Annotated in this window: 12 protein-coding genes; 4 read left to right on the top strand and 8 right to left on the bottom strand. The window is 57.3% G+C overall.

Annotated elements, in window-relative coordinates; all coding sequences use genetic code 11:
* Window positions 1-311: 311 nt before the first annotated feature.
* Window positions 312-653 (top strand): DUF4298 domain-containing protein, encoded by a 342-nt coding sequence (locus QZ170_RS02490; protein ID WP_297176585.1) that lies wholly within the window; start codon window positions 312-314, stop codon window positions 651-653.
* Between the two features lie 53 nt (window positions 654-706).
* Complete coding sequence (locus QZ170_RS02485) at window positions 707-2,206, top strand: glutamine synthetase family protein (protein WP_297176582.1); 1,500 nt, start codon at window positions 707-709, stop codon at window positions 2,204-2,206.
* 89 nt (window positions 2,207-2,295) lie between these two features.
* Here QZ170_RS02485 and raiA read toward each other — a convergent pair whose 3' ends face one another.
* The 8 genes from raiA to yihA all read right to left on the bottom strand — a co-directional run bounded on the left by raiA (window position 2,296) and on the right by yihA (window position 11,869).
* Entirely contained in the window at window positions 2,296-2,583 is a 288-nt protein-coding gene (gene raiA / locus QZ170_RS02480) for a ribosome-associated translation inhibitor RaiA (protein WP_297176579.1), read from the bottom strand.
* A gap of 159 nt (window positions 2,584-2,742) precedes the next feature.
* Window positions 2,743-4,425, bottom strand: a complete 1,683-nt coding sequence (locus tag QZ170_RS02475) for an alpha-amylase family glycosyl hydrolase (protein WP_297176576.1) — start codon at window positions 4,423-4,425, stop codon at window positions 2,743-2,745.
* The gene (locus QZ170_RS02470) at window positions 4,425-5,210 is read right to left on the bottom strand and encodes a patatin-like phospholipase family protein (protein WP_297176574.1); all 786 of its coding nucleotides are present in this window, start codon (window positions 5,208-5,210) and stop codon (window positions 4,425-4,427) included. The genes QZ170_RS02475 and QZ170_RS02470 overlap by 1 nt, the downstream gene beginning before the upstream one ends.
* A 285-nt stretch (window positions 5,211-5,495) precedes the next feature.
* On the bottom strand, window positions 5,496-6,278 hold the full coding sequence (locus QZ170_RS02465) for a 3'-5' exonuclease (protein ID WP_297176571.1): 783 nt from the start codon (window positions 6,276-6,278) through the stop codon (window positions 5,496-5,498).
* Between the two features lie 52 nt (window positions 6,279-6,330).
* Window positions 6,331-8,109: a 5'-nucleotidase C-terminal domain-containing protein gene (locus tag QZ170_RS02460; protein WP_297176568.1), complete on the bottom strand. Its 1,779-nt coding sequence runs from the start codon at window positions 8,107-8,109 to the stop codon at window positions 6,331-6,333.
* 12 nt (window positions 8,110-8,121) lie between these two features.
* Window positions 8,122-10,164, bottom strand: coding sequence for a methionine--tRNA ligase (gene metG / locus QZ170_RS02455; protein WP_297176566.1), 2,043 nt, complete (start codon window positions 10,162-10,164; stop codon window positions 8,122-8,124).
* Window positions 10,165-10,221: 57 nt separating this feature from the next.
* Complete coding sequence (gene galE / locus QZ170_RS02450) at window positions 10,222-11,262, bottom strand: UDP-glucose 4-epimerase GalE (RefSeq protein ID WP_297176560.1); 1,041 nt, start codon at window positions 11,260-11,262, stop codon at window positions 10,222-10,224.
* Between the two features lie 10 nt (window positions 11,263-11,272).
* On the bottom strand, window positions 11,273-11,869 hold the full coding sequence (yihA, locus tag QZ170_RS02445; RefSeq protein WP_297176557.1) for a ribosome biogenesis GTP-binding protein YihA/YsxC: 597 nt from the start codon (window positions 11,867-11,869) through the stop codon (window positions 11,273-11,275).
* Window positions 11,870-12,760: 891 nt separating this feature from the next.
* On the opposite strand from yihA, the gene QZ170_RS02440 reads away from it, so the two are divergent.
* Both QZ170_RS02440 and QZ170_RS02435 read left to right on the top strand, forming a co-directional pair.
* Complete coding sequence (locus QZ170_RS02440; protein ID WP_297176554.1) at window positions 12,761-15,019, top strand: TonB-dependent receptor; 2,259 nt, start codon at window positions 12,761-12,763, stop codon at window positions 15,017-15,019.
* A gap of 16 nt (window positions 15,020-15,035) precedes the next feature.
* A partial coding sequence (locus QZ170_RS02435; RefSeq protein ID WP_297176551.1) for a TonB-dependent receptor plug domain-containing protein occupies window positions 15,036-16,908 on the top strand: 1,873 nt, incomplete at its 3' end.

The following is a 16,908-nucleotide window of genomic DNA, read 5'->3' as shown; positions in this document are numbered from 1 at the left end:
GGGAGCGTAACGGCCTCGGTGACATCGTCACCGTCACCTATCATAGGTGACGACCTCCACCTATCATAGGTGATACCTACCACCTATGATAGGTGATGGCGCAGGTAGCGATAAGGCCTACACAAGGGGGTAAGGCTCTCTTTGACGCCCTCATAGGTATCTCCAGATAGGAGCTAGACCGCTCATATACAGAGAGAAGACGAGGGGGGCGAGAGGTGGCTCCCGACAATATGCCGAGAAATACCCGCTCAGGTAGCGGTTACTTGGTATTTAATCTGTATATTTGCCACAAGGTTAGACTAGTTAGGAATATGAAAGCAGGACACATCGAGCGGATACGCCTCATGGAAGCAGCGCTTGAGCAGTGGATCGCCCTCGGCAATGAGGGCGAGCGTCTCCTCAGTGCGATGCAGGCGGCCACCCCTCAGCTAGAGGAGCTCATCACCTATTACAGCTCTCCCGATTGGTTCGTAGACAAGGAGCGGAGCGACCGCAATGAGCTCCCCGCGGATCTGCCCTGTGGGGTACTCAGCGAGGATGCAGTCTTTGACCTACTGACCCAGCTACACGGGCTCCTAGAGATGACTCGTGAACTAGAGCGACACATGAGAGACGTCCCCCGATCGAACAGCCTGCCCCCTATCCCCAACTAGCCCTGCCCCCAAAGACAAACTGTACATACCAATCAAACTATTCACAACAAACTATGGAGTACATCCTAAACCCTATCGCACGAGCTATAGGGAAGCAGCCTGAGGCCTTCACCAAGGCGGACATCATCAAGTATATCGTGGATCAAGACATCCATGCTGTGAACTTCCGCTACACAGGTGGCGATGGACACCTCAAGGAGCTTAACTTCATCATCCAAGATCTGGACTATCTAGACGAGGTACTCTCCTCTGGGGAGCGTGTAGACGGCTCGAGCCTCTTCCCCGGAGTCATGGAGGCCGGCTCCTCTGACCTGTACGTCGTACCTCAGTTCTCATCGGCCTTCATGGATCCCTTCACTCAGGAGCCTACCATCAGCTTCTTCTGCGCCTACATGGACAAGGATGGTCAGCCCCTCTCCTCGGCTCCGGACCAGATCCTGCATCGTGCAGCTAAGGCCTTCCGTGAGGTCACGGGCGGACTAGAGTTCTACGCTATGGGTGAGCTCGAGTACTACGTCATCAGCCCCAAGGAAGAGCACTACGCAGCCGTTGACCAGCGAGGCTACCATGAGATGTCTCCCTTCAGCAAGCAGATCGAATTCCGCACACAGGCTATCCGACTCATCGCCGAGTGTGGTGGACACATCAAGTATGCTCATGGAGAGGTGGGGAACTTTAGTACCGAGGAGTACAACTATGAGCAGAACGAGATCGAATTCCTGCCCATCCCAGTAGAGCGTGCGGCACAGGACCTACAGCTCGGTAAGTGGATCCTCTTCGAGCTAGGCTGGCGCATGGGGCTCAACGTAACCTTTGCTCCTAAGATCATCGTAGGGAAGGCTGGTAGTGGGATGCACGTGCACACCAAGATCGTCGATCACGAGGGGAACAACTGCTATGTCAATGCCGACGGCTCTCTGACTGACATCGCACGCAAGGCCGTAGCGGGTATGATGAGCCTCGCCTCCTCCCTCACAGCCTTTGGCAACACGAACCCAACCTCCTACCTCCGCCTAGTACCTCACCAGGAGGCTCCTACCACTGTATGCTGGGGTGACCGCAACCGCTCCGCTCTGGTACGTGTACCCCTCGGCTGGAGTGCCAAGGTCGATATGTGTAGCCTAGTCAATCCCCTAGAGAAGCCACAGGATAAGCGCTACACGGGCAAGCAGACCATCGAGTTCCGTGCTCCAGACGGATCAGCGAATATCTATCTGCTGCTGGCTGGTATCACTACTGCTGCTCGCCATGGCTTCGAGCTGCCTGATGCCCTAGAGCTCGCCAAGAAGACTTACGTCTCGATGAACATCCACAAGAGTGAGTTCGCCGACAAGCTCGCCCACCTCGACAGCCTCCCCGCCTCCTGTATTGCTTCGGCCGATCGTCTGGAGCAGGATCGTGCTGTCTATGAGGCTCTCGGAGTCTTTGATCCGCTGACCATCGATGGCGTGATCCGCCATCTACGTAGCTTCCAGGACGGAGACTTACGAGACAAGGCGCAGGCAGACCCTGTCTTCCTCAAGGAGCTCGTTGAGCGCTTCTTCTACTGCTAGTCTACCTCATACACAGAAGCCCCCCAAGTGCCAGATGGCACTTGGGGGGCTTCGTTTTACCCCTAGGGGGTGGGGAGGATACGCTTGGACTAGACAGCCTTATGCTTCTCTAGCTTGCGTTTGAGGACATCTATACAAAGGTCGATGGACTCCTCGAAGGAGTTACCTATCTTCTCTACGTAGAAGTCGGGGCCACTTACCTTGAGCTTGATGGAGGCTTCCTTATTATTAGATACTTCAGGCTTCGTTACCTTCAGGATGACCTCCGCACTCTGGATGTCATCAGCGAAGCGGTTGAGCTTCCCTAGCTTTTTCTGGATGAACTCCTTGAGCTGTGTGGTAGCTTCAAAGTGGAGGGCTTGAATTCTGATGTCCATAGTTCTTAGTTGTTTGTGTTCCCCCCTAGTGAGGGGAGCGGTGAGACACTTAGAATGTACTGATGGAGGAGGCTGGCTAGGAAGCGCGGCGACCTCCACCTCAAAGGTAGGGAAAAAGATCTAATACAGCAACTTCATTCCACCCAGCTCTCCCGCCCTCTATGCCCCCAGAGCGACGAGGTGTAGCAGACGAAGTCCATGCCCCTCTAGCTCTAGGCGAAGCGGTGCCCAGGGTGTGAGCGTGAGGAGCTGTTGCTCCCCGGTGAGCTTATCCACCGCTCTATACACAGCCTCGCCAGGCTCTACCCCGAGAGCCCCAAAGAGCTCCTCGGGTAGGGGAAGGGCTACTTCCCCCGACCTATCGGAGAAGTTCACGACGACCAGGAGGAGCTCCTCGCCCCAGTAGCGCACATAGCTCAGCACCTGATCCGCCCTATCCACATCCGTGGGGATAAGTCCGAAGTATTCCCCCTCCTGCACCACAGGGAGACTCATCATTTCCCCAAGCCTCTGGTAGAGCCCTAGGAGTAGCTGCTCCTGCTCGCTCAGGTACTGCCCCGTATAGTCACCCTGCTGGAGACGCTGTAGGCGATCCAGAGCCCAATAGTCAAAGATCGTCGTCCGTCCGTCACAGCCACTGAAACCCTCGGACTGCATCCCCGTCTCGCCTAGCTCTTGACCGAAGTAGAGGAGCCAAGGATTACACCCACTAAGGGCAGCGCTCGCCGAGGCGAGGAAGCCCTGATGAGCATCCCCGAAGACCGTCGAGGAGGCCAGACGCTGCTCATCGTGGTTCTCCATGAAGTAGCACATCTGTCGCTGACGAGCCCCCGTAGCATCCCGTATCCAGGTGAACTCAGGGGTGGCAGGGATCCTTCCCTGACCGATCTGCACGAGTCTATCGTAGACCCCGACCTTGTCATACAGCGCATCGAAGCCTGCCTCTAGGTACGCCTCATAGCGATGTGGCTGGTAGACCTCGGCCAGGAAGTACAGCTGTGGATACTCGCTCCGAAGTGAGGCGATACACCAGCACCAGAAAGCCTCGGGCACGAGCTCTGCCATATCACAGCGGAAGCCATCAACGCCATACTCAGCCCAGTAGCGGAGGATATCCCGCATCTTCAGCCACGTATCGGGGATAGGGTCTGCATATAGGGCTCCCCCACCGAGATAGTCTACTCCATAGCAGAGCTTGACCGTCTCGTACCAGTCGTTGACACTAGGAGTGGCAGTGAAGCAGTCGTTGCCCGTCGCCCGGGCTGGCGTCTCTTCGTAGGGCGGGGTATCGGGGCTCATATGGGGGAGACGAAGGGACTCCCCGGGGAGATAATAGAAGTTATTCCTCGGTGAGAAGGCTTGACTCGGATCATCCCCCTGTCCTAGATCCTCGACACCATCAGGCCTAGCATCGGAGTGGTAGGAGCGGGCTACGTGGTTCGGCACGAAGTCCATCAGCACCCTGAGCCCCGCCTCGTGTGTGCGCTCGATGAGTGCCTTGAGCTCCTCGAACCGTCGCCGTGGGTCATCCGCTAGGTCTGGGCAGACATCGTAGTAGTCCTTCACGGCATAGGGCGAGCCAGCCTGCCCCTTGACCGTATCGGGGTGATCGGGCTGGATGCCATAGGCGCTGTAGTCGGTCTTGGTGGCGTGCTCTAGCAGGCCGATATACCAGACGTGCGTAGCACCTAGGCTACGGATATAGCTGAGCGCCTCGGGGGTGAAGTCGGAGAGCTTCCCCGAGCCATTCTCGCGAAGTGTCCCACCGACCTTGAGGTCCTGGGTCTTGTTTCCCCACAGACGGGGTAGGACGGAGTAGATAACGATCTTATTGGGGTTCATTATTCTTTTTCTTTGGGGGTATGCTGGGCAGCTAGTGGGGCGAGCTCTCGCTGAGCCAGCTCGTATCCTATCGTCATGAGGGTGGAGGCTGCGCTCACCTCAAACATGCTATAGCGTGTGACCTCCATCGTCTCCAGCAGGTAGTCGCAGGCCTCCCTATCGGGGACAGTATTCTGGCGGAAGACTAGCTCCCAGGCACGGTTAGCGATAGAGGTGATCGTGTGCTCGACCTCCTCGCTAGAGACTGGCCCTAGGTTCACCCCGATGATCTGCTCACAGTCCTCACGGATGATCGTCACGGGGAAGTTACGGAAGATCCCCCCGTCTACATACGTATGACCATCGATCTCTACGGGGGTGAAGAGGATAGGGACGCTACACGAGGCTAGGACAATATCCGCTAGTCGCCCCTCGGTGAAGACGTGCTGTCCCCCAGCGTCTAGGTCGGTAGCCACGACCCTCATGGGGAGGGGGAGATCCTCGAGCTTCTTGTAGCGGAGGTTACGCTTGAGGTGTCGGTGGAAGTTCGTAGCACTGAAGAGTCCCCCACCTCGTATCGTCAAGGTCGTCATCTTCATGAAGCCATTGCGGGAGAGGAGCTCAAAGACCTCCTCGATACTATAGCCACAGGCATAGAATGCCCCCACGAGGGCGCCTGCACTAGTACCGGCGAGGATCTCGGGCTTCAGCCCCACCTCCTCTAGGTACTTGAGCACACCGAGATGGGCAAAGCCCTTGACACTACCGCCGCTGAGCGCTAGTCCTAGCTTGTATGTTGCAGTCATACTCCTTTATGTTTTGTAGTTATTTCTCCTTATGTATTGCCTTGGCCTCTGGGTAGGGCAGTTCACGATGCCTCTATCGAGGCTCCGTGTAGTCGTATACCCTAGCCCTCGGGAGAGACCTCCGAAGGATCTGGGGGTACTCACCCCAAGGTCCTAGAGGGGACTTCTCCTGGCGGTATGGGTATTTCCCGAGGATCATCCTATGGAGAGATCAAGTATATGCCCCTCTTTCCCTCCCTAGCCGAGGAGCAAAGATAGAGAAGTAGAGAAAAAAGTATCCCCGCCCTACTGCTCAGGGGCAGCGAGCAGGGGATGACGGCGTAGCACGGCAGCGCAGAGACGCACATCACGAAGTGTCTTACTCGTATAGCGTACCGAGAGCGAAGGGCGAGCGAAGTAGAGCTGTCCGAAGAGCTCCGTGAGGCGAGGATAGAGTGCCTGTCCCGAGGCACTACGCTTGAAGCCCAGCCCCCGCCCCCACTCCATCGTGCAGAGGCTACGCGCAGAGAGCAGTGGCTCTGCCCCCAGCCCCTCACGCTGCATATCCGTAGCAAGTATTCCCCGGTGGAAGGCTAAGTGGTGTGCGACGACTACCTGTGCCCGAGAGAGATCCCTGAGGAAGAGCTGGTAGACGTCTCGGGGTGTCCTCGCTCGCATCCTTAGGTCTTCGTCCGTCACCCCATGCAGGGCAGTGGCCTCGGGGGATAAGTGCTCCGTACGGGTCAGTAGATAGCTCTCCTCTAGGAGCATCACCCCATGCTCGTCCAGCAGCTGCCAGGAGAGGGCGATCGGACGATCATCGTATCCCTCCGTGGGATCTTCGTCGAGGATGAGGTCAAAGGTCTCCGTATCAAAGACGAGCCAGTAGGGAGTCCCCCCCTCTGAGGCAGTAGGGCGAAAGAGCAGGGAGCGATCTACGTCGATCTTCCCCGAGTGCCGAGGACTCGGCGGACACGACACCTCCGTCTCCCTCAGGAGCTCCCTACGCCGACGCATCTCATAGAGGAGGTAGAGCGCCCAGCCCAGCATAAGGGCGAGGAGGATACACCCAAGGAGTGAGAGCGGCATAGGTCAGCGAGGGAGACGGAGGTGAGGGATCGGGGCAGGGGGGCCAGAGGGATTACCTCTGCCGAGGGAAGAGGAACGAGCGGGAGTGTTCAGCTCCAGGACGGGCGAGGCTGTCGGGGACAAACTGCCAGTTCCTAGGGTCAGTGGGACGCACCGAGCCCCGCTTACGGAAGAAGTCCGCTAGATAGTAGACCTGATCGTGGGAGGTCGCTCCGACAATTCTCTTGGGTAAATCCTCCTTAGCTATGCCTGCCCCCTTGGTCAGCATCCCACCAGCCCCTCCGGCACGATAGGAGTTCACGGCTACCCGGTAGGTGCGGTCGAGGTCAAAGGGCTCAGAGTGCCCCGTTAGGCGGAGGATCGTCACCCTACTCCCCTCGGGCTTGGTGAGATCGACCAGGTAGTCTATGCCTTGGGCAGAGCTATAGTTGTAGGGGGGGACGGCGGTCTTGTACTTGTCGCCCTCCTTCGCTCCGGGGCGCAGACGTATGAGCTGATCCTCGGGGGAGGTCATTCCGCCCGTCCAGCCAGCGTATGAGTGCTCGAGGTAACCACGTATCTCGTGTCCCGTGAGGGACATGGCGTAGATGAAGTTGGAGAAGGGACAGAACTTGAATAGGTCACGTACATAGACCTTCCCTGCGGGGAGCACGGCGGAGAGCTTCAGTGGCGCAGCGAAAGAGATCTCTGCCCCTACAGCCTCCAGCTGCATCCTATGGATCACGTCCATGTAGGCCGAAGAGCCGAAGACAGCCTCCTGACCTACTACGGGAGCCTCCAGCGTACCTACTTCGCTACCGAGGTAAGCCTCGACAGCCTTTCTCTCGGGAGCAAAGCGGGCGAGGAAGGCTGGGTCGGGCTCGACACCCTCTAGGGAGATAAAGGTCGGGCGGAGCTCCTTGGAGACCACTACCCCACCTCGCTTCTTGACGGTGATCTGGATGTCGGATACTCGATCCAGGTGGTTGGCAGGATTGATCAGGAGCACCGAGTCTGCCGTACCACGTGGGTGGAGCCACTCTAGCTCCTTGCGATGGTCATGCCCGATGAGTAGGAGGTCGATGCCGGGGACACCCTCGCCGAGGGCACGCCCTGCATTCTCCAGATAGTCTGGGTTGTCATTCTCCAGACCTGAGTGCATGAGTACGACGAGCAGATCGGGACGCTCTCGCTCCCGTATCAGGGGGATCCAGACCTTGGCCGAGGCGATGATGTCCTCGAAGTGTAAGCCCTCCCATAGATGGCGAGGTACCCACTGTGGGATCGCAGGAGTGGTGAAGCCGAGGACGGCGACCTTCAGTCCAGAGCGGTGGAAGGTCTGGTAAGGCTTGAAATAGGGCTTACCCGTCTTATCCGAGATGATATTGGCGCCGAGTAGAGGGAACTTGCAGAGTCGTCCCCATCGGTCGAAGACGCTATGCCCGGGCTCGATATCGTGGTTGCCCATCGCTACGGCATCGTAGCGTAGGTAGTTCATCGCCGAGGCTACGAGGTGAGGGGTGAGGGTATCCACATAGTTGTAGTAGTAGGCAGGAGGCTCTCCCTGTAGTAGGTCACCGGCATCGAGGAGCAGGGTCTGAGGGTCTGTCCGCCGCACCTGCTTCATCACCGTGGATAGGCGAGACATGCTCCCCGAGCCAGCCTGTACATTCAGGAAGTCGTAGGGGTAGATATTGCCGTGTATATCCGTAGTGTGGATGATACGCAGGCGGTGCTCTGTGAGCCGAGCTCTGGGGGACTGAGCCCCTAGGAGTGCGGGGAGACAAAAGAAGAGTAGCATGCTCACCCACAGCCGTGGGGTGAGCATGCTACCTGTGAGGGTACAGTTCATATTCAGTATGGGTTACTTAACTTCACTCCCTGGGGTGACCCCTTGCTCGGGAGTGATGACACGGAGCCTGCCCGTCTCTGCATCTAGCGCCGAGAGGATCATCCCCTCGCTCTCTATGCCACGTAGCTTGCGGGGAGGGAGGTTGGCGATGAAGCAGACCTGCTTGCCGACGAGCTCCTCGGGAGCATAGTGCTCGGCTAGGCCAGAGATGATCGTCCGTCCCCCGAGTCCATCATCGAGGCGGAACTGCAGGAGCTTGTCCGCCTTCGGCACCTTGGTGCACTCCAGCACGGTGCCGACACGGATGTCGAGCTTCTGGAAGTCCTCGAAGGCGATCGGGTCAGCCACTGGAGGGGTCTTAGCCTCGGCGGCCTCATTCTGTGCCTTCGTCTCTAGGAGCTTCTGCACCTGAGCCTCGATGACCTCATCCTCGATCTTCTCGAAGAGCAGATGGGGCTCTCCTAGGGTATGCCCCACAGGGAGTAGATCCGCACGTCCTAGGTCATCCCAGCTGGGGAGGTCGATCAGGAGCATCTGGCAGAGACGCTCACTGCTCATCGGGAGGAAGGGGGCGAAGGCGATGGTGAGGTTGGCAGTGATCTGTAGGGAGATGTTGAGGATCGTCGCCACACGGGGAAGGTCTGTCTTGGCCAGCTTCCACGGCTCGGTATCGGCTAGGTACTTGTTGCCGAGTCGGGCGAGGTTCATCGCTTCCTTGAGCGCCTCTCTGAAGTGGAAGGAGTCAAGCTCTCGCTCGATCGCTCCACGCACTGAGCTTAGCTCCGAGAGGGTCTCCCGGTCTAGGTCGGTCAGCGACCCGAGGGCAGGCACATGACCGTCGAAGTACTTCGAGGTCAGCACGAGGGCACGATTGACGAAGTTGCCGAAGACGGCTACGAGCTCGTTGTTGTTTCGTGCTTGATAGTCCTTCCACGTGAAGTCGTTGTCCTTCGTCTCGGGGGCATTGGCTGTGAGGACATAGCGCAGGACATCCTGCTTATCAGGTAGCTCGTCGAGGTACTCATTGAGCCAGACGGCCCAGTTTCTGCTGGTGGAGATCTTGTTCCCCTCTAGGTTCAGGAACTCGTTGGCGGGCACGTTCTCGGGGAGGATGTAGGAGCCCTCAGCCCGGAGCATCGCTGGGAAGACAATGCAGTGGAAGACGATATTGTCCTTGCCGATGAAGTGCAGCAGACGGGTATCCTCGTCCTTCCACCAGGTCTCCCAGCTGTCAGGTAGGAGCTCCTTGGTATTGGAGATATACCCGATCGGGGCATCGAACCATACATAGAGGACCTTGCCCTCGGCACCTTCGACAGGGACTGGTATTCCCCAGTCAAGGTCTCTGCTCACAGCTCTAGGCTGGAGCCCCCCGTCGAGCCAGCTACGGCACTGCCCGTAGACATTGCTCTTCCACTCCTTGTGCTGCTCGAGGATCCACTCGCGCAGGAAGGGTTCGTACTGGTCTAGGGGTAGGTACCAGTGCTTCGTCTTCTTGAGGATAGGCGTAGCGCCAGAGATGGCGCTGTGGGGGTGGATGAGGTCGGTGGGGTTGAGGGTCGAGCCACAGCTCTCACACTGGTCTCCGTAGGCATGCTCATTCTGACATCTAGGGCACGTACCTACGATGTAGCGGTCGGCGAGGAACTGCCGTGCCTCGGGGTCGTAGTACTGCTCCGTCTCCTCCTCGATGAAGGCTCCCTTGTCATAGAGGGTACGGAAGAAGGCCGAGGCATGCTCCCGATGGGTAGGGCTCGTCGTACGGCTATAGATGTCGAAGGTCATACCGAAGCGAGCGAAGGAGTCCCGGATAATGGTGTGGTAGCGGTCTACTATATCCTGCGGGGTGACTCCCTCCTTCTGCGCACGGATGGCGATGGGCACACCGTGCTCATCGCTCCCGCAGACGAAGAGCACCTCCTGCCCCTTGAGCCTCAGGTAGCGAGCGTAGATGTCTGCCGGGATGTATACCCCAGCGAGGTGGCCGATATGCACTGGCCCATTGGCATAGGGCAGGGCGGCCGTGATGAGTGTTCTCTTATAGTTCTTCTGCATCGATAGCTAAATAGGTGATAGGTCGGAGGGCACAGATGTGCCCCCCGACCTATAGGGTTACTTCTGTTGCTCTTTCAGCCGTACCTGCCAAGCCCAAGCGGAGCGAAGGGTATCAGCGAGGCTCTCTTTGGCCTGCCAGCCTAGGACGTTATTCGCTAGGGAAGGATCAGCCCATACCTGCACGATGTCGCCCTCACGACGCCCGACGATCTTGTGGGGGACGGGGACACCCGTTACCTCCTCGAAGGTACGGATGAGCTCTAGGACACTCACACCACGGCCAGTACCGATATTGAAGGTCTCGAGTGCGGGACTCTGCTTCGCCTCATCTAGGATACGGTCTACGGCGAGGACGTGGGCTCGGGCGAGATCGACGACGTTGATGTAGTCACGGATGCACGAGCCATCAGGGGTATTGTAGTCGTCACCAAATACGCTTAGCTCCTGACGAATACCGGCAGCAGTCTGCGTAAGGTAGGGGATGAGGTTCTGAGGGACACCTAGTGGGAGCTCCCCGATAAGAGCTGAGGGGTGTGCACCTATAGGGTTGAAGTAGCGCAGGCGGATGACCTTGTAGGGGGCTCCAGCATAGACGACATCACGTAGGATCTCTTCGTTGATCTGCTTGGTATTGCCGTATGGGGATAGGGCCTCCTGTACGGGGGCATCCTCTGTCACGGGGAGTACCTCGGGCTGACCATAGACGGTACAGGAGGAGGAGAATACGATCCCTCGGGTACCATGGCGCTGCATGGCCTCTAGGAGGACGATGAGGGATAGGAGGTTGTTGCGGTAGTAGAGCAGGGGCTTCTGTACGGATTCTCCGACCGCCTTGCTAGCGGCAAAGTGGATGACTCCCTGGATGTCGGGGTGACGGGTGAAGATCTCCTCTATGGCTGACTCATCATTGCAGTCTACCTGATAGAATGTGGGGCGTGTACCCGTGATAGCCTCGATACCATCGAGGACATGGATATTGGAGTTGGAGAGGTTGTCCAGGCTGACGACCTGATAGCCGGCCTGGATGAGCTCGACGGTGGTGTGGGAGCCGATGTAGCCCGTCCCACCCGTGACGAGGATTGTACCTTTGGTGGACATGTGGTGTGGTTTATAGTGATTTATTTATTCCGTCTATATAGGAGAGGAGTTCGTCTCGTCCCAGCCGTGCCTCGGCGGAGGTGATGAAGAGGGGTGGAAGCTCCTCCCACTGCTGTAGGAGACGCTCCTTGTAGGCTGCGATATTGGCAGCGAGCTTACCCCGGGAGAGCTTGTCCGCCTTGGTGAAGACGAGAGCAAAGGGAATGCCCTCCTCACCTAGCCATTCGATGAACTCGAGGTCTATCCTCTGGGGCTCCAGACGACTATCTAGGAGCACGAAGAGGCATACGAGCTCGGTACGCTCGAGGATATAGTCCTCGATCATACGACGTAGCCCATCTCGACCATCTCTGCTGAGACGAGCATAGCCATAGCCGGGAAGGTCTACGAGGTACCAGTCTCTATTGATAAGGAAGTGGTTGATGAGCTGTGTCTTACCGGGCTTCTGCGACGTCATCGCTAGGCCTTTACGCCCGGTGAGCATATTGATCAGGGAGGACTTCCCCACATTGGATCTGCCGATGAAGGCATATTCGGGTAGCCCTGTGGTCGGGCACTTCTCTACCCGACTATTGCTGATGATGAACTCTGCAGAGGTGATGACCATCGTGACTATCCTTTGTTATACGAAGCTATTTTACAAGACAAAGATACGGCATTGCCAACATATAGCCGTAGACGGGACGGAAATCAGCGCCCTACCTTGGGAAAGGCCACCCTCCTCTCCCCTCCCCCGAGCTATCTCACTCAAGCCCTAGGGGTAGGCTACCTCGGTCTACTAGGTCGGGGACGCTCTTCGCCCCGAGCACCTAGGGCTTCCTGGGGGGCTAATGTCGGGCATCCTAAGTACGCAGATCCCTCCTGGCCTAGTGCGTGTCTGCACTCCTATAAAGAATACCTTCATCACCTATGTAAGGTGACGAAGACGCTCTTACCGAGAGCGCATCGGCGCTCCTATAATGAACGTTTCCATCACCTATGTAAGGTGATGAGGACGCTCTTACCGAGAGCGCCGATGGGCTCTCGGTAAGAGCGTTTTTGTCCACTAGGCGCGTCTGATACAGAGGGTATTACACTAGAGGGTGGCGTCTCCCTCCCCTCCTCGGGGGCTCGTCCCTACCGCCCACACCAACCTCCACACTCGCCCCCCGCCCCCATACACTATATACAATAGGTACGCGCGCGAGGGAGCGATCCCCCGGGGGCTGTCCTATGCGCTACCTAGAGATTGGCGCAGTAAGAGGTGTGGAGGGAAGAGAAAGTGTAAGGGAGGAAAGGGGAGAAGGCAAGGGGAGGAAGGAGGTATAAAATACCCATTTATAGGTATTTTGTAGGGACTAGATATGATATATCTTTGCGGGCGAATTACCTAGGTTGCTCGCGGACTGCTCCCCTTCACCATATGTAGACAATATATATCGTGTCCGGTCTGACCCTGATGGGGTCTAGGCTAGGGTGTGCCTCGGGTGACGGAGGAGATAATACTTATTCATCCAATATGTACCATACAGCTAGGCGACTAGCATTTACACTAAGCCTCGGTACGCTGAGCCTCGGAGCCGGGGCGCAGGAGCTCCCAGTAGATAGTCTGCGGGAGATGAGGGACTCCACCCGGCGCCTCAGTGAGGTCGTGGTCTACGCACGGCAGATGCTGGGGAGCAAGTTCGAGGCACGTAACCGCACCGGTTCGGCTTATTACCTTTCGCCCAAGGAACTAGCGAAGTTCGGCTACACAGATATTAGCCGCATGCTACGTGCCGTACCAGGTGTAAACATCTACGAAGAGGACGGGTATGGCCTGCGCCCCAATATCAGTCTACGAGGAACAAAGGCCGAGCGTAGTGAACGTATCTCACTGATGGAGGATGGGATCCTAGCTGCTCCAGCTCCCTATGCTGCCCCTGCCGCCTATTACTTCCCCAACGCTGCTCGCATGTACGCCATAGAGGTACTGAAGGGGAGTAGTCAGGTGCAGTACGGCCCCTTCACTACGGGGGGAGCGGTGAATATGGTCTCGACCCCAATCCCCAAGAGCTTCCAGGCCGGCCTGCGGACCTCCTATGGGAGCTACGGCACCTTCAATAGCTATGCCCATGTAGGGAACGACCACAAGCATCTCGGCTACCTCATCGAATACCTTCGCTATCAGTCAAAGGGCTTTAAGAAGGACGAACCCAACGAGCGCACGGGCTTCTACCGTAACGATGTCGTGGGGAAGCTCCGCCTACACACAGACGAGGAGGCCACGATCCGCCAAGCCCTAGAGCTGAAGCTGGGCTTCGCCAACGAGCACTCCGATGAGAGCTATGTGGGGCTGAGTGAGCAGGACTTCGCCTCACGCCCCTACTATCGCTATCGGGGCGCCCAGATGGACCACATGAGTACACGACACATGCAGAGTGCCCTCACTCACCTGATCGACCTCGATGGAGGACTCAAGGTGACGACGAGCGCCTACTACAATTACTTCTGGCGCAACTGGTACAAGCTGAGTGACGTACGTGTCGGCGACCAAAAGGGGGAGAAGCGTAGCATCGAGGAGGTACTAGCCGACCCCGAGACCAACGCTCGCTACCTAGAACTCCTCACCGGTGCCGCCAACCGACTCGGTGAGGCCCTCCTAGTGAGAGCAAACCAGCGCTCCTACCATTCACGTGGGATACAGACGAAGGTGGAGTACCGCCTACCCTTCCTATCGAGCTACCTCCAGCTGGAGGCAGGTGCCCGCTATCATGCCGACGTAGAAGACCGCTTCCAGCACGACGATAGCTATTCTATCGAGGGTGGGAAGATGAGCCTATTCCGAGCAGGGCTCCCCGGCTCACAGAGCAATCGTATCACGACAGCCCATGCCTTCGCTTCCTATCTCCTTGGGAAGTGGACACGGGCAGGATGGACCATCACCGCTGGGCTTCGTCTGGAGGATGTAGAGCTGTATAAGCGAGACTACACGACCCAAGACCCTAGACGTACTGGCCACCTACGCATCGAGGGAAGTAACCACGCTACCGCACTACTGCCTAGCCTAGGGATCAATTATAGGATCCTTCGCCCGCTCTCGATATTTGCAGGTGTTCATCAGGGCTTTGCTCCCCCAAGCGTGATGACCTACTACAAGCAGAAGCCCGAGAAAAGTATCAACCTAGAGGCTGGTCTACGTCTCACTACAGAGGATCTGAAGGTAGAGGCTATTGGCTATTACAACGACTACTCCAACATGCTCGGCAGTGACCTCGCTGCCGCAGGTGGACAAGGCACACTAGACCAGTTCACGGTAGGAGCAGCACGTGTCCAGGGGTTTGAGTTCTTAGCCTCTTGGCAACCCCTGCCTAAGAGCTGGGAGGTACGCCTACCAGTGCAGGTCAGCTATACCCTGACAGATACACAGATGAAGAACGAATTCTATTCCTCCGCTTGGGGGGAAGTCTTCGCAGGGGATGAACTACCCTATATCTTCCGACATGCAGTGAATGCCCAGCTGGGGCTAGAGTACAAGTGGCTGGAGGCTAATCTCAGTATCCGCTACAACTCAGACATGCGTACTACCCCAGGGCAGGGACGTATCGCCAAGGCACATCTCATCCCTAGCCATACCATCCTAGACGCATCACTCAAGGCGCGCATCAACCGCTACCTCACCCTGACGCTCAATGCGGTAAACCTCACGAACAAGGTCTACCTCGTCTCCCGTCATCCCTCAGGCCTCAGACCTGGTCACCCCTTCGGCATCTATGGCGGAGTACGTATTAACCTCTAACGCCTCCTAGCAAGACATGAAGCAATCACTCAGACATATCATACGCCTCTGCCTCCTCTTCCTCCTTGCCCTTCCCCTCAGTGCGCTGGCACAGCAAGCGAGCCGGATCACAGGTATCGTACGTAGTAGCCGTGGCGAAGCCTTAGTCGGTGTCACCGTACGACTCGTGGGGACAACGCAGGGGACGCTCACGGACAGCGAAGGGAAGTTTGGTATCACAGCCCGTATGGGAGATATCCTGCTATTCACCAGTGTGGGTATGCAGGCAAGGAAGGTGAAGATCACTAGCGAACGTCTCACCATTACCCTCGAGGAGGACAACAAGCTCATGGAGGAGGTCGTGGTGACGGGCTATCAGAAGATCCGTAACCGAGTCTACACCGGTGCGGCCTCGTCCGTGAAGATGAAGGACATACACCTAGAGGGGACACAGGATATCTCTCGTATGCTAGAGGGACGAGTCCCAGGTCTATCCATCCAGAGCATCTCGGGTACATTCGGTGCTGCACCTCGTATCAATATCCGAGGTGGGGCATCCATACTAGGTAATGTACAGCCCCTCTGGGTCATCGACGGAGCGGTCTATGAGGACCTCGTACACCTTAGCCTCGATCAGCTAGCTTCGGGAGATGCAGCGACCCTCATCAGCTCTGCCGTATCGGGGCTCAATGCCTCCGACATACAGGACATACAGGTACTGAAGGATGCCTCTGCGACCTCGATATACGGAGCACGAGCGCTGAACGGGGTGATCGTCGTGACGACTAAGTCAGGGCGTAGGGATACCCCCCTGAGGGTAAGCTATGCTACGGAGAATACCATGCGCCTCCGGCCTAGCTATAGCCAGTATGACCTATTGAACTCACAGGAGACAATGGGGGTCTACGAGGAGATGAGACAGAAGGGCTACTTCAGCCTCGCTAGCAGTCTCTATGGACGTCGTGGTGGGGTATACTATCTACTCAATAGAGCACTCTCCGAATACAATCCTGAGACGGGGACTTATAGGCTGGAGAATACTCCTGAGGCACGTAGAGCCTTCCTAGAGCAGCACGAGCGAGCCAATACCGACTGGTTCAGAGAGCTCTTTCGCCTAACCCCTACGACGAGCCACACCGTGAGCTTCAGTGCCGGGGGACGGAGCAGTGCCACCTATGCCTCGCTGGGCTTCTTCTATGACGGAGGCTGGACAGTAGCCGACCGGGTGCAGCGCATCACCGCCAACCTCAAGAATACTTTCTATCTCGGAGATCGCCTACAGGTCACCCTATCTGCTCAGGGGAACATCCGCTCGCAAAAGGCGCCTGGTACCCTACCCCAACGTAAGAATACTACGCTCGGGGTCTTCGAGCGAGACTTCGACATCAACCCCTTTAGCTATGCTCTGGGTACGAGCCGTACGCTCCTACCCTCGGAGCGATACCGCAACAACTGGGCACCCTTCAACATCCATCAGGAGTACCGCTCCAACCACATGGACATCGGGGTACTTGACTTCAAGGCTCAAGCCGAAGCCAGCTACAAGGTACGCCCCTATCTCGAGGCACGTGCCCTCGTCTCCACCCGACAGGCTTACACCTCTATGACCCACGAGATCACGGAGCAGTCTAACCAAGTCCTTGCCTACAGAGCTATGGAGACTCCCGAGGTAGCCGCGGCCAACATCTACCTGCTACGTGACCCCGAGCATCCCGAGCGACGCCCCGAGGTTGCCCTGCCTCATGGGGGGATACTTAAGAAGGATGAGACGAGTCTGAAGAGCTATCTCATGCGTCTGGCTCTGGACTATGACCGCCATATAGGGGTACATGACGTCAAGGTCTTTGGCTTCACTGAGATCCGCTATGCCGATCGCTCGCATACTCCCTTCACGGGCTACGGTGTGCAGT

The sequence above is a fragment of the uncultured Porphyromonas sp. genome (assembly GCF_905372525.1).
In the GTDB taxonomy this organism is placed as follows: domain Bacteria; phylum Bacteroidota; class Bacteroidia; order Bacteroidales; family Porphyromonadaceae; genus Porphyromonas.
The sequence above is the reverse complement of the archived record's forward strand: the minus strand, read 5'-3'. Positions and strand labels throughout refer to the sequence as shown.